The organism is Microbacterium sp. NPDC058389 (assembly GCF_042722305.1).
Classification (GTDB): Bacteria; Actinomycetota; Actinomycetes; order Actinomycetales; family Microbacteriaceae; genus Microbacterium.
The window spans coordinates 104,012-125,972 of the sequence record NZ_JBHXJQ010000012.1; the positions used below are offsets into that span (position 1 = coordinate 104,012).

At 70.6% G+C, this 21,961-nt stretch carries 22 protein-coding genes; 9 read left to right on the top strand and 13 right to left on the bottom strand.

Features of this window, described 5'->3' with window-relative positions; genetic code table 11:
- On the bottom strand, nt 1-216 hold the full coding sequence (locus tag ACFWJ8_RS15475; RefSeq protein ID WP_378813146.1) for a helix-turn-helix transcriptional regulator: 216 nt from the start codon (nt 214-216) through the stop codon (nt 1-3).
- Nucleotides 216-650, bottom strand: a complete 435-nt coding sequence (locus ACFWJ8_RS15480; protein WP_378813149.1) for a hypothetical protein — start codon at nt 648-650, stop codon at nt 216-218. Before ACFWJ8_RS15480 ends, ACFWJ8_RS15475 begins: the two co-directional genes overlap by 1 nt.
- A gap of 204 nt (nt 651-854) precedes the next feature.
- Between ACFWJ8_RS15480 and ACFWJ8_RS15485 the strand changes: the two genes are divergently transcribed.
- Nucleotides 855-1,871, top strand: a complete 1,017-nt coding sequence (locus tag ACFWJ8_RS15485; protein ID WP_378813151.1) for a LacI family DNA-binding transcriptional regulator — start codon at nt 855-857, stop codon at nt 1,869-1,871.
- A gap of 78 nt (nt 1,872-1,949) precedes the next feature.
- Here ACFWJ8_RS15485 and ACFWJ8_RS15490 read toward each other — a convergent pair whose 3' ends face one another.
- The 7 genes from ACFWJ8_RS15490 to ACFWJ8_RS15520 all read right to left on the bottom strand — a co-directional run bounded on the left by ACFWJ8_RS15490 (nt 1,950) and on the right by ACFWJ8_RS15520 (nt 9,844).
- Nucleotides 1,950-2,948, bottom strand: coding sequence for an arabinan endo-1,5-alpha-L-arabinosidase (locus ACFWJ8_RS15490; RefSeq protein ID WP_378813153.1), 999 nt, complete (start codon nt 2,946-2,948; stop codon nt 1,950-1,952).
- The gene (locus tag ACFWJ8_RS15495; RefSeq protein WP_378813156.1) at nt 2,945-4,456 is read right to left on the bottom strand and encodes an alpha-N-arabinofuranosidase; all 1,512 of its coding nucleotides are present in this window, start codon (nt 4,454-4,456) and stop codon (nt 2,945-2,947) included. Before ACFWJ8_RS15495 ends, ACFWJ8_RS15490 begins: the two co-directional genes overlap by 4 nt.
- Before the next feature lie 79 nt (nt 4,457-4,535).
- Entirely contained in the window at nt 4,536-5,213 is a 678-nt protein-coding gene (locus ACFWJ8_RS15500; RefSeq protein WP_378813159.1) for a YesL family protein, read from the bottom strand.
- A complete protein-coding gene (locus ACFWJ8_RS15505) occupies nt 5,210-6,529 on the bottom strand; it encodes an arabinan endo-1,5-alpha-L-arabinosidase (protein WP_378813161.1) in 1,320 nt (439 codons plus the stop codon). Before ACFWJ8_RS15505 ends, ACFWJ8_RS15500 begins: the two co-directional genes overlap by 4 nt.
- A gap of 2 nt (nt 6,530-6,531) precedes the next feature.
- Complete coding sequence (locus tag ACFWJ8_RS15510) at nt 6,532-7,491, bottom strand: carbohydrate ABC transporter permease (protein WP_378813164.1); 960 nt, start codon at nt 7,489-7,491, stop codon at nt 6,532-6,534.
- A gap of 9 nt (nt 7,492-7,500) precedes the next feature.
- Nucleotides 7,501-8,406: a carbohydrate ABC transporter permease gene (locus ACFWJ8_RS15515; protein WP_378813165.1), complete on the bottom strand. Its 906-nt coding sequence runs from the start codon at nt 8,404-8,406 to the stop codon at nt 7,501-7,503.
- A gap of 103 nt (nt 8,407-8,509) precedes the next feature.
- Entirely contained in the window at nt 8,510-9,844 is a 1,335-nt protein-coding gene (locus tag ACFWJ8_RS15520) for an ABC transporter substrate-binding protein (RefSeq protein ID WP_378813168.1), read from the bottom strand.
- A 316-nt stretch (nt 9,845-10,160) separates the two neighbouring features.
- Between ACFWJ8_RS15520 and ACFWJ8_RS15525 the strand changes: the two genes are divergently transcribed.
- On the top strand, nt 10,161-11,006 hold the full coding sequence (locus ACFWJ8_RS15525; RefSeq protein WP_378813170.1) for a PIG-L deacetylase family protein: 846 nt from the start codon (nt 10,161-10,163) through the stop codon (nt 11,004-11,006).
- 41 nt (nt 11,007-11,047) lie between these two features.
- Nucleotides 11,048-11,218, top strand: coding sequence for a hypothetical protein (locus ACFWJ8_RS15530; protein ID WP_378813173.1), 171 nt, complete (start codon nt 11,048-11,050; stop codon nt 11,216-11,218).
- A gap of 10 nt (nt 11,219-11,228) precedes the next feature.
- Here ACFWJ8_RS15530 and ACFWJ8_RS15535 read toward each other — a convergent pair whose 3' ends face one another.
- Complete coding sequence (locus tag ACFWJ8_RS15535; protein ID WP_378813175.1) at nt 11,229-15,173, bottom strand: proline dehydrogenase family protein; 3,945 nt, start codon at nt 15,171-15,173, stop codon at nt 11,229-11,231.
- Between the two features lie 83 nt (nt 15,174-15,256).
- Between ACFWJ8_RS15535 and ACFWJ8_RS15540 the strand changes: the two genes are divergently transcribed.
- The 4 genes from ACFWJ8_RS15540 to ACFWJ8_RS15555 are packed head-to-tail and all read left to right on the top strand — an operon-like array spanning nt 15,257 to nt 17,977.
- Nucleotides 15,257-16,156, top strand: coding sequence for a LysR family transcriptional regulator (locus ACFWJ8_RS15540; RefSeq protein ID WP_378813177.1), 900 nt, complete (start codon nt 15,257-15,259; stop codon nt 16,154-16,156).
- Nucleotides 16,157-16,165: 9 nt separating this feature from the next.
- Complete coding sequence (locus ACFWJ8_RS15545) at nt 16,166-16,834, top strand: hypothetical protein (protein WP_378813179.1); 669 nt, start codon at nt 16,166-16,168, stop codon at nt 16,832-16,834.
- The gene (locus ACFWJ8_RS15550) at nt 16,824-17,432 is read left to right on the top strand and encodes a hypothetical protein (protein WP_378813181.1); all 609 of its coding nucleotides are present in this window, start codon (nt 16,824-16,826) and stop codon (nt 17,430-17,432) included. Before ACFWJ8_RS15545 ends, ACFWJ8_RS15550 begins: the two co-directional genes overlap by 11 nt.
- Complete coding sequence (locus tag ACFWJ8_RS15555) at nt 17,429-17,977, top strand: hypothetical protein (protein ID WP_378813183.1); 549 nt, start codon at nt 17,429-17,431, stop codon at nt 17,975-17,977. Before ACFWJ8_RS15550 ends, ACFWJ8_RS15555 begins: the two co-directional genes overlap by 4 nt.
- On the opposite strand, the gene ACFWJ8_RS15560 is transcribed toward ACFWJ8_RS15555, so the two are convergent.
- The 3 genes from ACFWJ8_RS15560 to ACFWJ8_RS15570 form a co-directional block, all read right to left on the bottom strand.
- Complete coding sequence (locus ACFWJ8_RS15560; RefSeq protein ID WP_378813185.1) at nt 17,881-19,278, bottom strand: hypothetical protein; 1,398 nt, start codon at nt 19,276-19,278, stop codon at nt 17,881-17,883. The genes ACFWJ8_RS15555 and ACFWJ8_RS15560 overlap by 97 nt on opposite strands.
- Nucleotides 19,279-19,368: 90 nt before the next feature.
- Nucleotides 19,369-19,911 (bottom strand): hypothetical protein, encoded by a 543-nt coding sequence (locus ACFWJ8_RS15565; protein WP_378813188.1) that lies wholly within the window; start codon nt 19,909-19,911, stop codon nt 19,369-19,371.
- 139 nt (nt 19,912-20,050) lie between these two features.
- Nucleotides 20,051-20,611: a thioesterase family protein gene (locus ACFWJ8_RS15570; protein ID WP_378813190.1), complete on the bottom strand. Its 561-nt coding sequence runs from the start codon at nt 20,609-20,611 to the stop codon at nt 20,051-20,053.
- Nucleotides 20,612-20,742: 131 nt separating this feature from the next.
- Between ACFWJ8_RS15570 and ACFWJ8_RS15575 the strand changes: the two genes are divergently transcribed.
- Nucleotides 20,743-21,213: a GNAT family N-acetyltransferase gene (locus ACFWJ8_RS15575; RefSeq protein WP_378813192.1), complete on the top strand. Its 471-nt coding sequence runs from the start codon at nt 20,743-20,745 to the stop codon at nt 21,211-21,213.
- A 113-nt stretch (nt 21,214-21,326) separates the two neighbouring features.
- Nucleotides 21,327-21,833, top strand: coding sequence for a GNAT family N-acetyltransferase (locus tag ACFWJ8_RS15580; RefSeq protein WP_378813195.1), 507 nt, complete (start codon nt 21,327-21,329; stop codon nt 21,831-21,833).
- Nucleotides 21,834-21,961 lie beyond the last annotated feature (128 nt).

Here is a 21,961-nt window from a genome sequence, read left to right on the forward strand (position 1 = left end):
TCATGCTCCCGGGTAGTCGAAGAGATCGTCGAGCCCGACGCCGAAGGCGCGGGCGAGCTGGAAGGCCAGTTCGAGGCTGGGCGAATAGCGTCCCTGCTCGATCGCGATGAGCGTCTGCCGCGTCACCCCCACCGTGCGGGCGAGCTCGGCCTGGGTCATGCCGGCGGCCTCGCGCGTCGCGCGGATGGAGTTGGTGACCTGCGTGGGCTTGACCATCACGCGAGTCCGCGCCGGTAGGCGATGACGCTCGCGACGCCGCCCACGATCGACGACAGCGCGAACCCGAAGAACATGGTGTTGGCGATCCAGAACCAGTCCGCCTCGAACGCGCAGAGCACGATCACGCCAAGTCCCGCGATGACGAGGAAGGCCTGCCCGACGCGGGTCGACATGTGGGCGATGTCGCGGTCGCGCTGGTCGCTCTTGCCGACCCCGTCGGGGTCGCGCATGCCGGCGAGAATGCCCCACGCGATGCTGAGCAGGATGGCGGCCACGATGCTGCCGCCGATGGTCCACAGCATGATCGGCACCCAGTCGACCTCGACGAGCGGCCCACCGTCCGCCTGCTGCAGGACGACCGCGACGTACACGATCATCCCGACGACGCTGACGATGAGGCTCGCCCAGATGTTGCGTTCTTCGTAGACCATCGCTCCACCCTCCTCGTGTAAAGAATCTTTGACACCTGCACGGTACGCCGAGACCCTTGTCGATGTCAAGGATTCTTTACATTGCCGTCGTCGCCGCGCGTCGGCCACAATGGTCGACGATGGGCCGATCGGTCCTTACAACGTTGTAGGCTCGGAGCACGCCGACCGGGGAGTCGGCGGCTTCGAAGCGATCGGGGGTGGGCGATGGCGGCAACGCTGCACGACGTCGCGCGCTTGGCCGGCGTGTCGATCAAGACCGTGTCGAACGTCATCAACGACTATCCGCACATCCGCCCCACCACGAAGGAGCGGGTCGAGGCCGCGATCGCCGAGCTCGGGTACACCCCCAACCTCACCGCCCGCAGCCTGCGCTCCGGACGCACCGGATCCATCGCCCTCGCGGTGCCCGATCTCGCACTGGCCTACTTCGCCGAGCTGGCGGCATCCGTCATCGCCGCCGCCGAGACGTCGGGCCTCGTCGTCACGATCGAGCAGACCGGCAGCGGCGGGCGCCAGCGCGAGCTCGACCTGCTCACGAGCCCGCGCCGCAAGATGAGTGACGGCCTCATCTTCAGCCCGCTCGAGATGAGCCAGGACGACGTCGCCCACCTGAACGTGGACTACCCGCTCGTGCTGCTCGGCGAGCGCATCTTCGAGGGGCCCACCGATCACCTCACGATGCGCAACGTCGAGGCCGCGCGCGCGGCGACCGAGTACCTCATCGAGTCCGGGCGGCGCCGCATCGCGATCGTCGGCGCCCACGAGGGCGAGCTGATCGGCTCGGCCGCCCTGCGCCTGCAGGGCTACCGCGAAGCGCTCGACGCCCATGGCATCGCGTTCGACGGCCGCCTCATCGGCCCGTCCATCGAATGGCACCGCGCGAACGGGGCCCGGTCGATGCGCGAGATCATCGAGCGCGGCGCGGACTTCGACGCCGTCTTCGCCCTCAACGACACGCTGGCCTTCGGTGCCATGCGTGCACTGCAGGAGGCGGGGCTGCGCGTCCCCGACGACGTGGCCGTCATGGGCTTCGACGACATCGACGAGGCGCAGTACTCGATCCCCTCGCTCACGACGGTCGACCCCGGCCGCGCCTGGATCGCCCGCACCGCCGTGTCGACCGTCATCGAGCGCATCGAGGGGCTCGACGCTCCTCCGCGCCTGCTGCTCGCCGACTTCGAGATCGTGCAGCGCGAGTCGGCTCCCGCGGTCGCCCGCTGACGCTGTCGCCGACCACCGGGAGCCGGGATGCCGTCGCCCCGGGCATCCGCAGCACCCGGGGCGACGGCATCCCGTGTCTCAGTCCTCGGCGGGCCACTCCACGTGCGGCCAGCCGTCGCGCCACTGCAGCGGCAGCAGACCCAGGCGGAACTGCCCGTCGAGGTCGGCGTCGTACCAGTGGAAGGCGAGCAGGCCGCCCGAGACCGACTGCCCGCCGGGACCGACGCGGCTGCCCGACGTCGCGAGCACCGGGGTGCCGCCGTCTTCGAGGAGGGGAACGCCCTCGGCGTCGACGTACGGACCGGTCACCGACGAGGACCGCCCGACCGCGATGCTGTACGTGCTGTCGGCGCCCTTGCAGCACGAGTCGCGCGAGACGAACAGGTAGAAGTATCCGTCGTGCGCCACGATGTACGGCGCCTCGATGGCGTTCGGCGGCGACTGCCGGTCGGCCAGGCGCAGCGGCTCATCGCCCTCGGTGCCGGCGGCACGCAGTCCGCTCGGCCACTCCAGCGGCACCATGCGGATGCCGCTCCAGAACGACCCGAACGCCAGGAACGGATCGCCGTCGGCGTCCTCCACGATGCCCGGGTCGATCGCGTTGAAGTCGGTGCCCGCCGACTCGATCACGACGCCCCGGTCGACCCACTCGTATTCGGGGTCGTCCGGGTCGAGCGTCGTGTTGGTCGCCAGCGCGATCAGCGACGAGTTGGAGCCGAACGTCGACGCCGAGTAGTACAGGTACCACGTGCCGTCATGCGCGTAGAGCTCCGGAGCCCAGAGGTTGTCGACACCCGGCACGGCGTCGACGAGCCACTGCGGCTTCTCGTCCCAGACGGTGCCGGCATCCTCCCAGTCCGCGCCGTCTTCCGATCGCCGGATCTGGATGTTGCCGTCGCCGATCCGCCCGTTGCCGGTCGAGTAGAGGAACGAGGGCGCACCGTCCTCCCCCGCCACGAACGCGGGGTCGTGCACGAACGTGTCGCCGGTGACCTCGGGCGCGGCAGTCGTTCCCGCGCAGCCGGTCAGCGCGGCGGCGACGAGCAGGGACGCCGCCGCCGCGACGAGCGACCTCACGCCAGCGCGATCGCCGACCATGACACCGGAGGCAGCGTGACGGTGAGCGTGCCGCCGTCGAGCGCGACGCCGTCGAGGGTCTTGAGCCCCACGCGCTCCTGGTCGGCGAGCGTGTTCTTGGCGTACACGTCGTCGTCCCACATGGTCACGGCCTCGACGACCGTGGCGACGCCGAGCTCCGACACGTCGACGGTGACCGTGATCGCGTCGGTCAGGCTGCGGTTCACCAGGAACACCGCCGCGGCACCGTCGTCGACGGTGACGACCGAGTCCACCAGCGGCGCGTCGCCGTAGACGGCCGTCGAGTACGTGCCGGCGTCGACGCGAGGCCTCAGCACCTCGCCGCGCGCGAGGCGCGACGTCACCGAGAACGGGAAGAAGGTGGTCTGGCGCCAGGCGGCCCCGCCGGGCTCGGTCATGATCGGCGCGATGACGTTGACGAGCTGCGCGAGCGACGCCGAGGCCACCCGGTCGTGGTTCTTGAGCAGCGTGATCATGAGGTTGCCGAGCACGACGGCATCCGCCACCGAGTAGACGTCCTCCAGCTGACGCGGGGCATACCGCCACTGGTCGTTGACCTCGTCGGACTCGCGGTGCTCGTCGAGGTACCAGATGTTCCACTCGTCGAACGAGAGCTTGATCTTCTTCTTCGACTTGAGCTTGTTGCCCACGTGATCGGCGGTCGAGACCACCGTCTCGATGAAGTACTGCATGTCGATCGACGACGCGAGGTACGAGCCGAGGTCGCCGCCGCGCTCCTGGTAGTACGCGTGGCACGAGATGAAGTCGACGTGGTCGTACGCGTGCTCGAGCACGGTGCGCTCCCAGTCGCCGAACGTCGGCATGGCCGAGCCCGACGAGCCGCACACGACCAGCTCGAGGCTGCGGTCGGCCGCCTTCATCGCCTGCGCGGTGCGGGCCGCGAGCTTGCCGTAGTCCTCGGCCGTCATGTAGCCGGTCTGCCAGGGGCCGTCCATCTCGTTGCCCAGGCACCACATCCTGATGTCATGCGGCTCGACGGTGCCGTTGGCGATGCGCTGGTCGCTGAGCGCGGTGCCCGACGGGTGGTTGCAGTACTCGAGCAGGTCGAGGGCGGCCTCGATCCCGCGGGTGCCGAGGTTGACGGCCATCATGAGCTCCGAGCCGGTGAGCTTCAGCCACCGCGAGAACTCGTCGACGCCGACCTGGTTGGTCTCCAGCGAGTGCCACGCGAGGTCGCGACGCACCGGGCGCTGCTCGCGCGGGCCGACCGAGTCCTCCCACCGGAAGCCTGACACGAAATTGCCGCCCGGGTAGCGGATCGTGGTCGAGCCGAGCTCGCGCACCAGCTCGACGACGTCGAGGCGGAAGCCGTCCTCATTGGCCGTCGGGTGGCCGGGCTCGTAGATGCCGTCGTAGACGCAGCGGCCGAGGTGCTCGACGAACGACCCGAAGATGCGACGGTCGATCGGGGCGACGACCGCTTCACGGTCGACCGAGATGCGGGCGGTGGCGGGTGACGTGGTCACGTTTCTCCTCCAGGGATGGGCCGGCTGCGGGCAGCACGGCAGGACGGTGCGGGGGCGCGCCCGCGAGTTCGGGGGTGTTTCAGTGGCCGGATGCCGCCGACGCGGGCACCGGGTCGGCCCGGCGGTCGCCCGCACGGGGGTGGTCGGGGTCGAGGGCCGCGAGCCGGTGGTCGACGAACCATCCCGCGACGAACAGCACGACGGCGAACCCGACGAGCGGCACGAGCATGGGCAGCAGTCCGAAGGCGACGCCGATGACAGCGAGGGTGCCGAGCAGTGCGAGGCTCATCACGGGCGACGTGAACGGCAGCACCGCGGCATAGCGCAGCACCGCCACGGGCTTCTCGTCGTAGCGCACGGCCACGGTCAGTGCGCTCGCGAACGCGAGCAGCGCCGCGGCGCCGACGACCCATGTGAACCCGGCGAGCGCGGCGGCGACCGGCCCGGCGAGCCCGGGCAGCACGGCGGTGTCGAGCGCCACGAGGACGGCGACGGCGCCGAACGGGAGGCCGATGAGGTTCGCGCGCCAGAACTCGGCGCGATAGGTCCTTACGAACACGCGCACGAGGCCGGTCTCGAGCTCGCCGTCCCGCATGTGTGTGAGGCACGCGGTGGCGGCGAGCGCGGCGGGCGCCAGGCCCAGTACGACCAGTCCCACGATCACTCCGGCGACGAACAGCAGGTTCACCACGATGAGGCCGGCGACGATGCGCAGCCACGCCATGACGCGGCCGGTCCAGCCGTACTCCGCGATCATGCCGTCACCGCCTTCGAGCCGGTCCACACGACGCCCGCCGCGTCCAGCCCCGCGAACGCCAGCACCGGGCGCTGCGCCACGGGGTCGAACGCGCCGAACACGACGGCATCCAGCACGATGTCGGCGTCGTCCGGGCCGCCCGAGGCGGACACGATGAGCGGTGTCGTCAGCGCCTGCCCGTCAGTGTGGGCCGCGGCGACGACCGGGAGGCGGACGGATGCCGCGACGCCGCGCTCGGCCGGATCGAACCGTACGACGTCCCAGTCGCCCGACACCGCCTCGGGCGCACGCAGGCGCTCGGAGTCGTACCCCGCGAACGGATGCGGCGAGACCAGCGGCCAGCCCGACGCCGTGACGTGCACGCGGCGGATCTGCGCCTCGTGGCGCGTGGGGTCGTCGGCATGACGGACGTGGTGGACGAGGAAGAGGCGGTCGCCGTCGCGAAACACCGAGTTGTGCCCCGGCGCGATCCACGCCGTGCCGTCCGGGAACCGGTGGCCGCCGAGGATCTTCGTGCCGACGGCATCCGGAGTCCCGCCCGACACGTCGGTGAGCGTGCGGCCGTTCGCGTCGAGGTACGGCCCGGTCACTGACGACGAGACCGCGACCCGCATGCTGTAGCTGTCGAACAGCGAGTCGTACGAGACGAACAGCACGAAGCGGTCCTCCTCCGGCCGGTAGACGATGTACGCCCCCTCGACCGCGCCGTCCACGCTCGCAGGCCGGCGTGCGATGAGCGTGCCGACCTCGCCGGGGCGCTCGGCGAATCCGGTCCGCACGTCGAGCGGGAGAATGTGGATGCCGCCGAAGAACGAGCCGTACGTCAGCCAGGGCCGCCCCGCCCGGTCGAAGACCACGGCGGCGTCGATGGCGTTGTGGCCGTCGACCTGGTGCGTCGTGGTGACGACGGGGCCGGCATCCGTCCACGGTCCGGCCGGCGACGAGGCCGTCGCCAGGCCGATGACGGACGTGCGCGACCCGAACGTCGACGCGGAGTAGTACATGTGCCACCGGGGCGACCCGTCGGCCGAGGGCCAGCGCACCACCTCGGGCGCCCACAGCCCTGCGGCGCCCGAGTGGGCGAAGGCGGCGGCCGGCACGCCGTCCAGGGCCGTGCCGACGAACGTCCACTCCACCAGGTCGGGCGACGTGCGCACGTGCACGCCCGCGGGGACCTCGTCGACGCCGGCCGCGGCGTCGGTCGAGAACATGTACCAGCGGCCGTCGTCGCCGCGCACCACGGTGGGGTCGTGCGCGTTGCGGGCACCCCACGTGGTCGGGTCGGCGGCGGTGGCGGCATCCCTCGAGGACATCATGATCAGCCTTTCGCTCCCGTGAGGGCGACCGACTCGATGATCTGGCGCTGGAAGATGACGAACACGGCGAGCACCGGGATCAGCGCGATGAACGAGGCCGCCATGATGAGCGGGTAGTCGGTCTGGCTGGCGTACGTCGCGTTGAAGCTCGCGATGACGAGCTGCAGCGTCTGCTTCTCGGGCGAGTTCAGGTAGATGATCGGGGCGAGGTAGTCGTTCCACACCGCCATGAACCACAGGATGAACTGCGCCGCGATCGCCGGGCGGATCGCCGGGAAGATGAGCGTGAAGAAGATGCGGAGGTAGCCGGCGCCGTCGATCTTCGCCGCCTCGATGATCGAGTCCGGCACCGAGTCGAGGTACTGGCGGATGAAGAAGATCATCACGATGTTGCCGAAGACCCCCGGCAGGATCAGCGGCCACAGGGTGTCGACCATGCCGAGGTCGGCGAACAGCTTGAACTGCGGGATCATGATCGTCGGGAACGGGATCATGATCGCGGCGAGCAGCATGAGGAAGAGCACGTTCTTGCCCGGCAGGCGCAGCTTCGCGAACGCGAAGGCGGCGAGCATCGACGTGACGGTGCCGACGATCGTCACGGTGGCCGACACGATGACGGAGTTGACGATGCCCGACAGCAGCGGGCCGGCCGACCAGACCCGCACGTAGTTCTCCCACATGACCGGGTCGGGGATCCACTGGGGCGGCAGCGCGAACACGGCTTCGCGGGTCTTCAGCGACGTCGAGAAGGTCCACACCAGCGGCGCGACCATGACGATGCCGCCGATCGACAGCACGATCGTGAGGATGACGTTGACGATGCCGTAGGTGCCCGACCAGCGGCGGCGTCCGGCGGAGTTGCCGGTGGGGCGTCCGATGCGGCGCGTGGGCAGTCTGCGGGCGGGCGCGCCCTCGAGGTCGGAGTTCAGGGCCGACACGGCCCCGGGAGTGGTGAGCGTCATGATGGTGCCTCAGTCGATCGAGAACTGGAAGCGGCGGTTGAGCCGGAACTGGATCGCGGTCACGACGAAGACGAGCAGCCCGAGGACGACCGACATCGCTGTCGCGTAGCCCATCTGGAGGTAGTTGAACGCCTTCTGCCAGATGTACCAGACGATCGACGCCGAGCTGAACTCGGGACCGCCGGTGGGGGTCATGATGTTGATCTCGATGAAGATCTGGGCGCCGCCGATGATGCTCGTGACGACGAGGAAGAAGGTCACCGGGTTGAGCATCGGCACCGTGATGTGGCGGAACTGCTGGAACGCCCCGGCGCCGTCGAGCGCGGCCGCCTCGTACAGATGGCGCGGCACCGACTGCAGAGCCGCCAGATACAGCAGCATCGAATAGCCGAGGCCCTTCCACACCGCCATAATGATGATCGCGGGCTTGACGGTGTCGGCGTTCTGCAGCCAGTTCGGGCCGTCGATGCCGAACAGCGCCAGCACCTGGTTCACGAGGCCGAAGTCGCCGTTGTACGCCCACTGCCACAGGATCGCGACCGCCGCGAGCGACGAGATCACCGGCACGTAGTACACCGTGCGGAAGAACGTGGTGCCGCGCATCCTGCGGTTGAGCGCCAGGGCCAGCAGCAGCGACAGCACGAGGCCGATCGGGATGCCGATCATGTAGAAGACCGTGTTGCCCATGGCCTGCCAGAAGTACCGGTCGTTCGCCATCTCGACGAAGTTGGCGATGCCGTTGAACACCGGCTCGCTCAGGCCGTTCCACTTCGTGAACGACGCGTACACCGAGAACACCAGCGGGTACGCGGTGAACACGAGGAACCCGACGATCGGGATCGCGACCAGCGCGAGCGCGGCGCGATGCTCACGGCGGTGCAGCCGCGACCGGCGGACGGGGGTCGTCGTCGACATGGGGAACCTCGTTTCGGGAGAGATCAGGAGAGGGAGGGATGCCGCGGCCCGCGGCCTCTCGCGGCGTCGGGCCGCGGCATCCCCTCGATCAGGGCGTGTGTCGTCAGCCGATGCCGGCGTCGGTGTTGGCCTTGTCGAGCATCTCCTGCATGCGAGGCTGGACTTCCTCCAGGTAGTCGGCCGCGGTCTGCTTGCCGTCGAGGACGGGCTGGATGTTCTTGAACAGCTCGTCGTACCACTCGGCGCTGTACGTCGTGTTCGCGGGGAGCGCCCGGCCGTAGTCCTCGACGATGTCGAGGAACTCCTGCTTGTTGTCGGGCGGGAGCGTCGACGACGTGACCCATTCGTTGGCCATGTCGATGAGGTTCGGGATCTGCACGCCGGCGTCGACGAGCGACTGCTGCGCGGTCGGGTCGGTCGACAGGTAGATCGCGAGCTTCGCGGCCGTGTCGGGGTCCTTGGTGGTCTCGCTGACGGCGATGCCGAGCGTGCCCGTCCAGGTCGCGGTCTCACCGGTCGAGCCGACCGGCCAGGGGATGAGGTCCCAGTCGAAGTCGAGCTTCTCGTACGTGGGCACGTCCCACGGGCCGACCGGGAAGAAGCCGATCTCGCCCTTCATCCACCGCTGGTAGGTGTCGAGCGTCTGCGCATCGGTGGCCGACGGGGTCACGCCCTCCACGTTGGTCAGGTCGGCGAAGTACTGCAGCGCCTCGGCGAACTCCGGGGAGTCGACGGTGACCTTCGTGCGGTCCTTGTTGAGCCAGTCGCCGCCGTTGGACCACACGAACGCCTGCAGGTTCCACACGACGTTGAGGCCGGTGCCCCACTGGTCGAGCGTGCCGTCGCCGTTCGTGTCCTGCGTGAGCTGCTTGGTGACGGCGGTGAACTCGTCCCATGTGAGCGGCTGATCCGCGTCGGGCAACGGGAGGCCGGCCTTCTCGAACATCGACTTGTTGTAGCCGAACGAGAACGGGCCCACGTCCTTGGGCATCGCGTAGATCGCGCCCTGCCCCATGAGCTTTCCGTCGAAACGGTAGCTGTCGACGCCGTACTGCCAGACGTTGTCGAGGTCGAGGTCGTCGTCGTTCTCGACGTACTCCGTGATGTCCTTGATGATGCCGGTCTTGACGTAGGCCTGCACACTGCCCGGGTCGATGTAGAAGACATCGGGCACCTGCTTGCCGGTGATCGCGGCCTTGAGCTTCGTGCTGTACTCGTCGGCCGTCGTCATGATGATCTTGACGTCGACGTCGTTGTCCTTCTCGAACTGCTCGATCGCCGCGGTGTAGGCCGCCTTCTCGGCGTCGCTGCCGCGGAACATGAAGGTCAGCTGCTCGGTGCCGCTGTCGCCAGAGCCGCCCGCGCAGCCCGACAGCATGAGCCCGCCGACCGCCAGCATCGCCGCCGCGGCGATGACCGGCTTCCGTGACTTCGTCATCACGTTTCCTCTCGTAGTGCTGTGTTCCAGCCTGCGGGGATCCAGGGATCGATCGCCGCTGACCGGTGTTGTCCCGTTGATTTACAACGTTGGAATTGGTGGGTGGAAAACAGTGTGCGACGGGATCGGACGCCGTGTCAAGCCGTTCGGATGAAAAAGTTCCAACGTTGTAGAAGCGTAATGGCTCGCGCACGAGAAGGGGATGCCGGGCACACCCGGCATCCCCGAGCCGCATTCTTTCACCGAGCGCTGTTCGGTTTATGATGCCTCAGCCCGTCATCGCGGACGGGCGCACACAGCACCCCCGGAGTCCCACATGCGCAAGCGCTGGATCGCGCTCATCGTCGTCGCGTCCGTCCTCGTCGTCGCCCTCGTCGGCGTCTACTGGGCGGGCCGCAGCCTCTTCCACATGCCCACCGCGAAGGGGGTGGACTCGGTGGTCGGCGAGCTGGGCGGCACGCGCGTGCTCGGCGTCTTCGCGCACCCCGACGACGAGCAGACGGTCAACGGCCTGTTCTGGCGGGCGAAGACGCAGGACGGCGCGTACACCGCCATGATCACTGCGACGCAGGGCGAGGCCGGCCACCAGGTTCCCGTCGTCGCACGGCAGGATGACCTCGGCGACATCCGCAAGGCCGAGGCGCTCAAGAACAGCTTCAACCTCGGCGTCGACGAGCATGAGGTGTGGGACTACCCCGACGGCGGCGTGCCCGAGGTGGACGAGCAGGAGCTCGTCGACCGGGTCGCCGACACGATGAAGCGCATCGAGCCGGACGTCGTCGTGGCGTTCTGGCCCGAGTCCGGCGCGACCGGCCACAAGGACCACATGCGCATGGGCGAAGTCGCCGAGAAGGCGATCGCCCAGCTCGAGGACGAGGGCGGCTCGTACACCGGCCCGAAGTACATCGTCTACACGATCAGCCCCACGAAGGCGCTGGAGCTGTTCGGCGGCGAGACCGGCGCCTTCGTCGTCGAGAACCAGCCCGACCCCGAGTACGCCATGTCGGCCGAGACCGGCAAGAAAATGGAGGGCTGGAAGATCCACGCCTCGCAGGAGAACTTCCTCCAGGAGGCCTACCACCTGCCCGCGTGGCTCGTGTACCTCCTGTGGGACCAGGAGTTCTACCACGTCCGCGATCTCCAGGCCGACCCCCTGGACTGATCCGGGATGCCGCGGCCCGCGGCATCCACTAGGTTCTCGCCATGGGATTCCTCACGGCGCTCGTCTTGCCGCTCCTGTTCATCGTGATCGGTTTCGTGGCGCTGTTCTACGTCGTACGCGGCGCGGTGCTCAGCGCGCTGCGCGCGCACGACGCCGAGGCGCACCGGCCGTCGCAGTCCGCGCCACGCTACCTCGACGCCGACGGACTCTGATCACCGGCGATCAGATCACCGACTCGCTCCACGGGTCGGGGTTGCCGAAGCGGTGCGCGGTGATCGTGACGGACTGCTCGTGGAGGAACGGCAGCAGCTCCAGCCGGCCGGCGGTCGTGACCTCGTTGTCGTAGACGGCGAGGTCGGGGTCGCCGCCGACGGCGCCGGCGACGAGCGCGTGCAGCGCGGCGACCGAGTCAGGCTGGCCGATGAGGCGCACGCGGTCCGGCCGCGGGGCGGGAGCCTCGTCGGCGACCGCGTCGAGCAGGTCGTCGGGGGCGGTGATGCGCTGCAGCCACTGCTCGTCGGACTCGACGTAGACGGCGACGCCCTCGTCGGCGAGCACGCGGCGCACGGCCGTCGGGAGCCCGACAGGGGCGCTGAGCGTCAGCGCGGACCCGGCTCTCAGGCCCGCCACGACGACGCGCAGCACGGACTGCCACGAGGCGTCCGTCGTCGCGCGCAGCGCCACCGACGCGATCGGCCGGTACCGGAACAGGTTGCGCTCCACGCCGAGCCCCGACACGTCCCGCACCTGGCCGAACTCGCGGTCCCACGCGATGGCGTCCGACAGCGCGCCGCGGCGCAGCCACTCGAACGCCTCGTAGTCCAGCGACGGCTGCGCGGCCTCGATGAGCGACGCGATGCGCGTGTCGAGTCCCCGCAGGTGCAGGGTGGCGGATGCCGGTGACCCCGAGGTCGCTCGCCACCTGCCGAGGCCGACGAGGTAGTTGGGTCCGCCGGCCTTGGCTCCCCCGCCCACGGACGAGCGCTTCCAGCCGCCGAAGGGCTGGCGCTGCACGATGGCGCCGGTGATGCCGCGGTTGACGTAGAGGTTGCCCGCCTCGACGCGGTCGAGCCACTGCGCGAGGTCGTCGGGATTCTGCGTGTACAGGCCGGCGGTGAGCCCGTAGGCGACGGCGTTCTGCAGCTCGATCGCGTGCGACAGCGACGACGCGTGCATGACACCGAGCACCGGGCCGAAGAACTCCTCGTGGTGGAACCTCGAGCCCGGCTGCACGCCGACCCTGATGCCGGGGGTCCACAGCCGGCCGCGGTATTCGGGCACGCTCTCGACGCGACGCGGCTCGACGAGCCACTGCTCCCCTTCGTCCAGGGTAGTGAGCGCCCATTCCAGCTTGCCGCGCGGCACCTCGACGACCGGTCCGACCTCGCTGAGCGGGTCGGACGGCGGGCCGACGCGCAGCGAGTTCGCGGCATCCACGAGTTGGCGGGCGAACCGGCGCGAATGGCCGACCGGGCCCACGAGGATCGCGAGCGACGCCGCGGAGCACTTCTGCCCGGCGTGGCCGAACGCGCTCTTGATCAGATCGGATGCCGCCAGGTCGAGGTCGGCCGTCGGCATGACGATCATGGCGTTCTTGCCGCTGGTCTCCGCGAGCAGTGGCAGGTCGGGCCGCCACGAGCGGAACAGGGCGGCGGTCTCCCACGACCCGGTGAGGATGACGCGGTCGACGGCCGGATGCGACACGAGCGCCTGGCCGAGCCCGCCCTCGTCGATGTCGACGAGGGCGAGCACCTCGCGCGGCACGCCGGCCTCCCACAGCGCCTCGGCCACGACGGCGGCGCAGCGGCGCGCCTGCGGCGCGGGCTTGAACACGACGCCGGAGCCCGCCGCGAGCGCGGCCAGCACGCCGCCTGCGGGGATGGCGATCGGGAAGTTCCACGGCGGCGTCACCACGGTGAGCTTCGCCGGTTCGAACACCGCGCCGCTCACGCGGTCGAGCTCCCGGGCCGTGGCGGCGTAGTAGTTCGCGAAGTCCACGGCTTCGCTGACCTCGACGTCGGCCTCGGCGAACACCTTTCCGGTCTCGGACGCCGCGACCTCGATGAGCTCGCCGCGACGGGCCTCCAGTGCGCGCGCGGCCGCGGTCAGCACCGCGGAGCGGTCGGCTGCCGGGAGCGAGCCCCACGCGGCGGCGGCATCCGTCACGCGCGCGATGACCGCCTGCAGCGTCGGTTCATCGCCGACCCGGGCGGCGGCGATGGTCGCGTCACCGGCACGGGAGGTCTCGATGCGCGTGAGGATGCCGCGCGCCCAGGTGCGGTTCACGGGCAGCGCGGGGTCGCTGTCGGGGGTGTTGCGGAATCCCGGGGCACCAGAGGCGCGGGCGTCGGTCTGCCGCGGTGCGAACACCGCCGTCTCGACGAACGCCTCGGCCCCGAACACCTGCTCGGGGACGGCGGGCTCCAGCGGCGCGGTGTCGGTCGTGGCGGCCGATCGCGCGATCCCCATCACGACCTGGGTGAGTCCGGCGTCGTCGCCCGACGCCGCCGCGCGGCGCAGGCGCGCCCGGGTGCGCGGCGACTCCTCGCCGGCGTCGACGCCGGTGGGCGCCGACAGCGCCGCCGCTTCGGTGATGCGGTCCTGCTCGCGCCGCGCCCCGGTGGCGAGGGCGGGGTCGTCGGCGCGGGCCAGCGACGCGACGAAGCGGTCGCGCTCACGGGCGAACATCCTGGGGTCGTCGGCGAGGTCGAATGCCGCCGAGAGGAAGTTGTCGCTCGACGCGTTCTCCTCGAGGCGCCGCACGAGGTAGCTGATGGCGACGTCGAACTCGTCGGGGCGCACCACCGGCACATAGAGCAGCACGTGTCCGACCTCGCGCGTGACGGCGGCGACCTGGCCCTGCGCCATGCCCAGCAGCATCTCGAACTCGACATCCGGTCCGGTCGCTGAGCCTGTCGAAGCGTCCGGTCCGGTCGCTGAGCCTGTCGAAGCGCCCTTCGACGGGCTCAGGGACCGGGACTGCGCGAGCAGCCACGCGTACGCGATGTCGAAGAGGTTGTGGCCGGCGACGCCGATCCGCACGCCGCGGGTGTGCGCGGGATCGAGCGCGTAGCGCAGGCAGCGCACGTAGTTGGCGTCGGAGTCGACCTTCGCGTCGTAGGTGGCGAGCGTCCACCCGTGCATGACGGCATCCACCCGTTCCATCGCGAGGTTCGCGCCCTTCACGAGGCGCACCTTGATGCGGGCGCCACCGGCGTCCACGCGCGCGAGCGCCCACGAGGTGAGCCGCTCCAGGGCGGGAAGCGCATCGGGCAGGTACGCCTGCAGCACGATGCCTGCCTCGAGCATCCGCAGTCGCGGGTCTTCGAGCAGGCGCGTGAACACCGCGATCGTGAGGTCGAGGTCGCGGTACTCCTCCATGTCGAGGTTGATGAACGTCGGCGAGCTCTGCGAGCCGGCCCGTCCCGAGCCTGCCGAAGGGTCGGCGGCGGCCGTCAGGTACAGCGGGCGCAGGCGCTCGACGACCTTGTCGACGACCTCGTCGAACGCCCACATCGAGATGTGGCTGGCGATCGCCGACACCTTGACCGACACGTAGTCGACGTCGGGGCGGCGGATGAGCTCGTGGATGCCGTCGAGCCGGCGCAGCGCCTCGTCCTCGCCGAGCACCGCCTCGCCGAGGAGGTTCAGGTTCAGCCGCGCGCCGCCGGCGCGCAGCTGCTCGATCGCGGCGCCGAGCTTGTCGGGGCGCGCGTCGACGACGAGGTGCCCGACCATCTCGCGCAGCACGCGTCGCGCGATGGGGACGACCGGTGACGGCAGCACCGGTGCCACCGCGCCGCCCACGCGTACGGCCGAGCGCAGGTACCAGGGCAGGAACCCGGGAACCAGCGGCGCGACGCGGTTCAGATGCGACGCCGCCGCCGACAGGCTCTCGGGACGCATCACGCCGTCGACGAAGCCGATCGTGAACGGCAGTCCGTTCGGATCCTTCAGCACGCCGGCCAGACGCTCGGCGGCGGGGTCGGCCTCGACCTCGGCGCTCTCGGTCGTCCACCGCTGCGCCAGTGCGACGGCGGCATCGACCAGACGACGCTCGGCTTCGGGGTCCCTGCGCACTTCTTCCACTGCTTCGTTCACCTCTGCGTTCACGTGTGTGACTCCAGCCTGCACCTCTTCGTGCGCGATCGGCTCGACATGTGCCATGAGGTCAAGGGTGCGGCATCCATTCATTCACGAAAAGCGAGCATCTATGATCTGTATCGTTCGGTTCTGTCGATGGGATGCCGGTGTTCGAACTTCGTCGTCTCAGGCTGCTGCACGAGCTCGCGCTGCGCGGCACGCTCGCCGCGGTCGCGGAGGCGCTGTCGTACAGCCCGTCGACGATCTCGCAGCAGCTCGCGCTCCTGGAGAAGGAGGCGGGCGTCGCGCTGCTCGCACCCGACGGCCGCCGCGTGCGCCTCACCGAGCACGGGCGCGTGCTGGCCGCCCATGCGGCCCGCGCGCTCGATCTCGACGAGCAGGCCCGCGGTGAACTCGAGTCGCTCGCGCCGGGCCTCGCGCCGGTGCGCGTCGCGGTGATGCAGACGGCGACGCTGGCGCTGCTCCCGGCCGCGCTCGGGCTGCTCACCGACCGTGCGCCCGGGCTGCGGGTCGAGCTCGTCCAGCTGCCGCCCGAGGAGGGACTGTTCGAGCTGACGGCGCGCGGCGTCGACCTCGTCATCGCGGAGCAGTACCCCGGACACACGCGCGCCCACGTCGGCGGGCTCGAGCGCGAGGTGCTGGGCACCGATCCGATCCGGCTGGCGGTGCCGCCCGCGGACGCCGCGGGCTCTCTGCACGAGCTGCGCGAGAGGGCCTGGGCCATGGAACCCGCCGGCACCGCGGCGCGGCAGTGGGCGGTGCAGCAGTGCCGCGCCGCCGGATTCGAGCCGGACGTGCGGTTCGAGCTCGCCGACCTCACCGCCCACGCCAGCCTCGTCGCGGCAGGGCAGGCGGTCGCCGTGCTGCCCGACCTGCTGTGGGCAGGGACGCCCGCGCCCGTCCGGCTGCTCGACCTGCCGGGCCGCCCTGCGCGCGAGGTGTTCCTGGCGCAGCGCACCGCCTCTCGCGGACGTGCCGGGATCGCCGAGGTGCGCCGGGCGCTGCGGGACGCCTTCGCCGTCACGCGCAGCGATCCCGGCCCCTAGGCTGGGCTGGTGTCCGAGCCCCCCGTCGCTGAGCGCACGCGCGCGCCCCGGCGCCGGTTCACGTGGCTTCGGGCGGCCGGCGACCGGGTGCCGACGGCGTGGTTCGCGGCGATCGGCACGGGCGTGTTCCTCCTCGCCACTGCGGCGTTCGGCGGGCTCGCGACGGCGGCCGAGCCCCCGCTGGCGCACCTCAAGCCGGGCACGACGCACGTGAACGACATGCGCTCGCTCACGGTTGAGCGGACCGTGCTGATCGACGAGCTGCCCGGGTCGGGCACGTTCCCCGAGAAGGGCGAGCGTGTGCTGGCGATCGTGGTCGACGTGGAGAACAACTGGACGGAGCCGGTCCGGACCGGGGGCGACGGCAGCGTCGAGGAGTCGTTCTCCGTCGTCGGCCTCGACGAGCCGTCGTCCTCGGCTCGCATGGACGACGCGACCATGGGCCCGACGCTGCAGCCGGGAGTGCCGGCGCAGGTGGTGTACACCTGGGCCGTCGACGCCGACGACTACTCCGCCGGAGATCACCTCGTCGTCACACTCGAGGACCTGTCGCTCTACACAGGCTCGTTCGTCACGAGCGGCACGGGCTGGGTCGACCCGGTGCCGTCCGCGACGATGACGCTCGTCATCAAGGACGTCGGGGCGGGCGTCGATGCGGAGGCCGGCGATGAGGGCTGAGACGACAGCCGCACCGGTCGTTCCTGCACCCGCGTCTTCTGACCGGCGCCTGCCTCCGTGGGCAGCGTGGACCATCGGTGTCAGCTGCATCGTCGCCGCCTGGTTCGCGGCGCTCGTGACGCCGGGCACGGAGGAGGCGCAGGCGCCTTTCGAGGTCCCCGCCTCCATCGGCGAGACGGTGACCGGCCGCAACCTCGTCGTCACGGTGACCGATCTCCGTCGCGCCTCGGAGGTCAGCGCGCACGGCTGGACGGCAGAGGGCAACTGGCTCGTCGTCGACCTCGACGCGCGATCAGTGCTGACCGAGCACCTCACATCTCTGACCCACACCGAACTCGTGATCGACGGCATCCGCTTCGGCGCGAGCGATCGGCCAGACTCGCTCGCCGAGAACGGGGCACTGGCGATCGGCATTCCTCGCGAAGGAAGCCTCGCGTTCGAGCTGCCCGCGGACCTCGACACCGGGGCGGGACGCATCGAACTGTCTCTCAGCGAAGACCCGTCGCTCGACTCGATGATCGTCCTGTCGTTCGACCTCGGCGGGGTGCCGGCCGTGGATCAGACCGAGCTCCTCACGACAGGATGGGCGAACCCGTGACCGGATGGTGGCGCTCCAACGCCGTCGCCCTCGGTGCGCTCATCGTGCTCGTGCCGGCGACGTATGCCGCGCTGACCTGGAACGAGTGGTCGTCGGTGTTGCAGGGCAGTCCCAGTCAGGCGATCACGGTCGAGCCGGGAGACACGGTGAAATACGCAGGTGCGACGGTCGGCCCCGCGTCGGCGGAGTTCACCGAGCTGCCGTCCGTCCCGCAGGGCGCGCACGTCGTTACGGTGACGCTGCACATCGATCCCGGCAAGCACAGCAAGCCTGGCAAGCCCGGCAAGCCCACCAATCCGCCGATCTCCTGCAGCTCGCCCGAGCTCCACGAGATCGGCGGGCTGGAGCGTCAGTGGAATGCGAACGACGACCTCGGCCGCGAGTGGGACCCCGACCGCTGGACGTTCTGCGACTCAGACGCGACCGGCCCCTACGACCTGCTCCTCGACTACCTCGTCCCCGTCGACGTGTCGGGGCCCTTCACGGTCAAGCTGTCTTCCGGAGTGGCAGTCCCCGAGTTCGTGAGCGCCGTCGTCGAGCCCTGACCCGGGACGACCGCGGACTGCGGAGGGGCCGATGCCGCGGCATCCACACCCTCCGCTGACAGCGCCTCGGCCTGGCGACCACGCAGCCGCCCGATGACGCCGTCGTACCCGCCGGCGACCAGCGCGATGCGCACCGGCTCGATGAGCACCGGGGCGATGAGGAAGATCAGCTCGTCGTTGATGACCCAGAAGTTGTTGAGGTCCTGCGGCCCGAACGCACGCGGGATGACCGTCTCGAGCACGCCCTGCAGCCCGAGCAGCAGGGTGTACAGCAGCACGAAGCCGCCGATCAGCACCGGACCCGCCCGCCACATCAGGACGAGCGCGTTGCCGATGGGCGTGAAGCGGCCGACGAGGTCGCTCCACAGGTCGCCGAGGCGCGCACGGAGCCGCGCGGGCAGCGAGCGGTAGCGCGTGCGGATCCGGCGGCCCACGTCACCGCCGAGGTGTTCCGTCGACAGCGCCTCCGGCGCCACCGCCTGACCGTAGAGCACCCCCGCGATGGTCAGCCAGGCCACCGGGAGCAGGATGATGCCGCCTGCCTCACCCAGCAGCCATTCGACGCCGCCCCACATCCATCCCAGCGGTGCGAACAGAGACTCCATCGCCGCACGCGCGTCGCCGAGCCACACCATCCCCTGGCGCGAGCCCACCCAGGACGAGATGGCGCCCACGACGATCGAGATCACCACGGCGGCGAAGTAGACCCAGACCGCTTCGAGATAGGCGGCGAAGACGCCGAACCAGCGCGGCAGGCGGTCGTGGTAGCGCTTGAGGAGCCACCGGAGCACGTAGGCGACGATCACGATCGCCACTGTGATCGGGGTGAGCGTGAGCTCGCCGGCCAAGCCGTCGCCGCCCGCCTCGGGCCCGCCGAACGCCTCGGCCAAGCTGCGTCCGGTCGTCAGCTCCAGCACCCGAGCGGAGTACGCCACCGCGTCCTCGCGCAGGTACCCCCACGCCGCGTAGAACGCGAAGAACGGCAGGATGCCGACCATCAGCGCATCGACGAACTCCTGGCGCCGCGTCGGGCCGTCGACGGGCAATGGAGCGATCGCACGCAGCTGGCGCATGCCGTCGCGCAGCACGAGGAGCATCGCGACGAGCGCGACGAGTCGCACGAGGATCGCGATGGGCAGCAGCAGCGAACCTGCGACGGCGCTGTACGAGCCCACCCAGCCGGCGACCTCGATGACCCCGTAGCGGGCGAGGATCGCGCCGAGGTACAGCGCGAGCAGCACCGGCCAGTGCCGCCACAGCAGGCGGCCGGCGGTGCGCAGCACGTCGAGCACGTCGGTCACCCGCCTTACGCTAGCGGGCGCCGCGCCCCTCGTCGGACGCGCGAGAGGAGCGGCCGCGCCGCGAGGCCCCCGGCCGCGGCGCGGCCGCGGTCAGGGGCGCTCGGAGCGCGTCCGCGGCGGGCCGGTCACCTCGTCGTCGGCGACCTCGTCGCGGGTCCGCGCCTCGGCGGCGGCATCGGCACGGGCCTCGGCGTCGGCGTCGTTGCCGTGGACGCTCTGCGCTGCCGCGGGCGCCGACGTCGCGCCGCCGTCGACGTATGGGTCGAGGTCGTCGGCCTTGCGCAGCGTCTCGGCCTGCTGCTCGCGGAGCCCCGCGGCCTCGTCGCGATGCTCGTCGATGGTGCCGGCGCGGCGGTCGGCATCGATCGCCGCCTCGGCCGCGCGGGCCTTCGCGGCCTCGGCGGCAGCCGTGGCGGCGGCGGCGTCGGCCTGGGCACGCGCCGCCTGGGCCTCGTGCTCGCGCGCGGCGAGCTCCGTCTCGCGCGCGTCGGCGCGCATGCGCTCCGCGCGGTCGTGCTGATGCTCCTGCCGCCGCGTGCGGCGTCCCCGTGCGGTCAGCAGCATGGCGACGACGACGATCACGAGCACGACAGCGATGCCGACGATGATCCAGATGAGGGTGGTCGTATCCACGGCGCACTCCCTTCTCTCCCTGGGCCGGTGGGTCACCGGCACCTCGGACCGTCCACGCAACCGCAGCCGCAGCCGCACGGCAAACGGGTTGCGCCCGGCATGCCCGGTGCGCTACGGGAACGACCCTTGCGCGAGGAGGTCAGTCCCACAGACTGGGTGCGGCGTCGCGCGTCGACGGCAGCGCGGCGCCGTCGGCCCAGTCCGCGACCCAGTCCGGCAGCGGCGGCAGGTCGTCGGGGCGGCCGAGTGCGGCGAACAGCTCCTCCGTGTTCACGACGCCGCCGCTCTTGCGCAGGAACCGGGCGCGCACGATCATCTCGGCGTACACCTCGCCGCCGACCACGGCACGGTGGATCTGGTAGACCGCCTTGTCGTCGTGGCCGTACAGCCGGGACTCGACCGTGAAGCGCTGCCACAGCTGCAGCGACTTGCGGAACGTGACCGTCTCGCTCGCGACGACGGCGTACCAGTCGCGCTCGGCCATGGCGTCCCACAGGCCGGTGCGGATCAGCAGGTCGAACCGGCCGAGGTCGAACAGCGACGCGTAGCGCCCGTTGTTCATGTGCATCAGCAGGTCGATGTCGGTCGGCAGCGTCGTCAGGCGCACCCGCCCGACCGAACGAGGCGGGATCGGTCCGCGGCGGCGCAGCATCGCCTTCGCGCGCATGATCGTCAGGAGGGTCCGCCACCACACATTCACGAGGTGCGATCGTAGCGATCGTCGACGCGGATGCCGATTCGATTGCCGATTCCTACAACCCGGTTGGCGGCATCCCTCCGAGATCCGCAGATCAGGGGCCGCAGTCGCACCCGCTCTGGTATCAATTCGGGGTGACCGACTCCACCACCGAGATCGTCGCCCCCCTCACCGCACGGGATGCCGGCGAGCTGCTCACTCTTCAGCGCGCGGCGTACGCGAGCGAGGCGCAGATCTACAGGGACCCGTTCCTTCCCGCGCTGACACAGTCGCTCGAGGAGCTCACGTCCGAGCTGCGGGGGCCCGGGCTCGGGCTGCGGTCGGCCGGACGGCTCGTCGGGGCGGTCCGCTGGAGCGTCAACGGCGGTATCGCGCACATCGGCCGCCTGACCGTCGCGCCCGACCTCCAGGGACGCGGCATCGGCACGCGGCTGCTGCGCGACGCCGAGGAGGCGAGCGGAGCCGACCGCTTCGAGCTGTTCACCGGGCACCTCAGCGAGGCGAACATCCGGCTCTACGAGCGCGAGGGGTACGCCGTCGACCGGCGCGAGCCGCTGCACGCCGGCGTGGACCTCGTGTACCTGGTCAAGAGCGCGGCGGGCTGACGACGGCCGTGTCGGCTGCACGCGCACCCGGTGCGGTATCCCGTCGTCACACGTCGTTCACCGGGCGTTCTCGCGATTTCACGTCTCGCGGCGACCCGCGTAGAGTCTCGCCCATGGAAGCCGAAACCCAGACCGACATCGTCGTCCGTCCGGTGCGCGACGTCGACGCCGAGGCCCTCGGGCGCGTCCACGCGACGTGCTGGCACGAGACTTACGACCACCTGATCAGCAAGGCCGCCCTCGAAGCGGTCTCGCCCAAGCGCCTCGCCGAGCTGTGGACCCACTGGGCCGTGCAGGGCCCCGAATTCAAGATGTTCGCCGCGCTCGTGAACGGCGAGATCGTCGGGTTCGCGGGCTCCGGCCCCGCGCGCGACAAGGACGCGCCGCGGTTCCGCGAGCTGTACTTCATCTACCTGCTCGACGCGTACCACGGCACCGGCATCGGCCAGAAGCTCTTCGACGCCGTCGTCGAGCCCGCCGAGGGCCTGTACCTGTGGGTCGCCGACGACAACCCCCGCGCGCACCGCTTCTACGTGCGCAACGGGTTCACTCTCGACGGCGCCCAGCACACCGAGCCGTTCCTCGGCGAGACGCTCACCGAGGTGCGCTTCACGCGCTGACCTTCCGCACGAGAGGGCGTGTCCGGTTCGCCGGGCACGCCCCTCGTCGTCTCCGGCACGCACCCGGATCCGGGGGAACGGGGATGCCGCCCGCCCCGCATCCCGCGGGCCCGGCGATCCGCAAGACT

Bases quoted from the DNA above. Each gene is read 5' to 3' on its own strand.
- ACFWJ8_RS15485 (WP_378813151.1), top strand. From the start codon at position 855: ATGGCGGCAACGCTGCACGACGTCGCGCGCTTGGCCGGCGTGTCGATC.
- ACFWJ8_RS15580 (WP_378813195.1), top strand. From the start codon at position 21,327: ATGGAAGCCGAAACCCAGACCGACATCGTCGTCCGTCCGGTGCGCGAC.
- ACFWJ8_RS15550 (WP_378813181.1), top strand. From the start codon at position 16,824: ATGAGGGCTGAGACGACAGCCGCACCGGTCGTTCCTGCACCCGCGTCT.
- ACFWJ8_RS15480 (WP_378813149.1), bottom strand. From the start codon at position 650: ATGGTCTACGAAGAACGCAACATCTGGGCGAGCCTCATCGTCAGCGTC.
- ACFWJ8_RS15505 (WP_378813161.1), bottom strand. From the start codon at position 6,529: ATGATGTCCTCGAGGGATGCCGCCACCGCCGCCGACCCGACCACGTGG.
- ACFWJ8_RS15535 (WP_378813175.1), bottom strand. From the start codon at position 15,173: ATGGCACATGTCGAGCCGATCGCGCACGAAGAGGTGCAGGCTGGAGTC.
- ACFWJ8_RS15500 (WP_378813159.1), bottom strand. From the start codon at position 5,213: ATGATCGCGGAGTACGGCTGGACCGGCCGCGTCATGGCGTGGCTGCGC.
- ACFWJ8_RS15515 (WP_378813165.1), bottom strand. From the start codon at position 8,406: ATGTCGACGACGACCCCCGTCCGCCGGTCGCGGCTGCACCGCCGTGAG.
- ACFWJ8_RS15520 (WP_378813168.1), bottom strand. From the start codon at position 9,844: ATGACGAAGTCACGGAAGCCGGTCATCGCCGCGGCGGCGATGCTGGCG.
- ACFWJ8_RS15525 (WP_378813170.1), top strand. From the start codon at position 10,161: ATGCGCAAGCGCTGGATCGCGCTCATCGTCGTCGCGTCCGTCCTCGTC.
- ACFWJ8_RS15475 (WP_378813146.1), bottom strand. From the start codon at position 216: ATGGTCAAGCCCACGCAGGTCACCAACTCCATCCGCGCGACGCGCGAG.
- ACFWJ8_RS15510 (WP_378813164.1), bottom strand. From the start codon at position 7,491: ATGACGCTCACCACTCCCGGGGCCGTGTCGGCCCTGAACTCCGACCTC.
- ACFWJ8_RS15530 (WP_378813173.1), top strand. From the start codon at position 11,048: ATGGGATTCCTCACGGCGCTCGTCTTGCCGCTCCTGTTCATCGTGATC.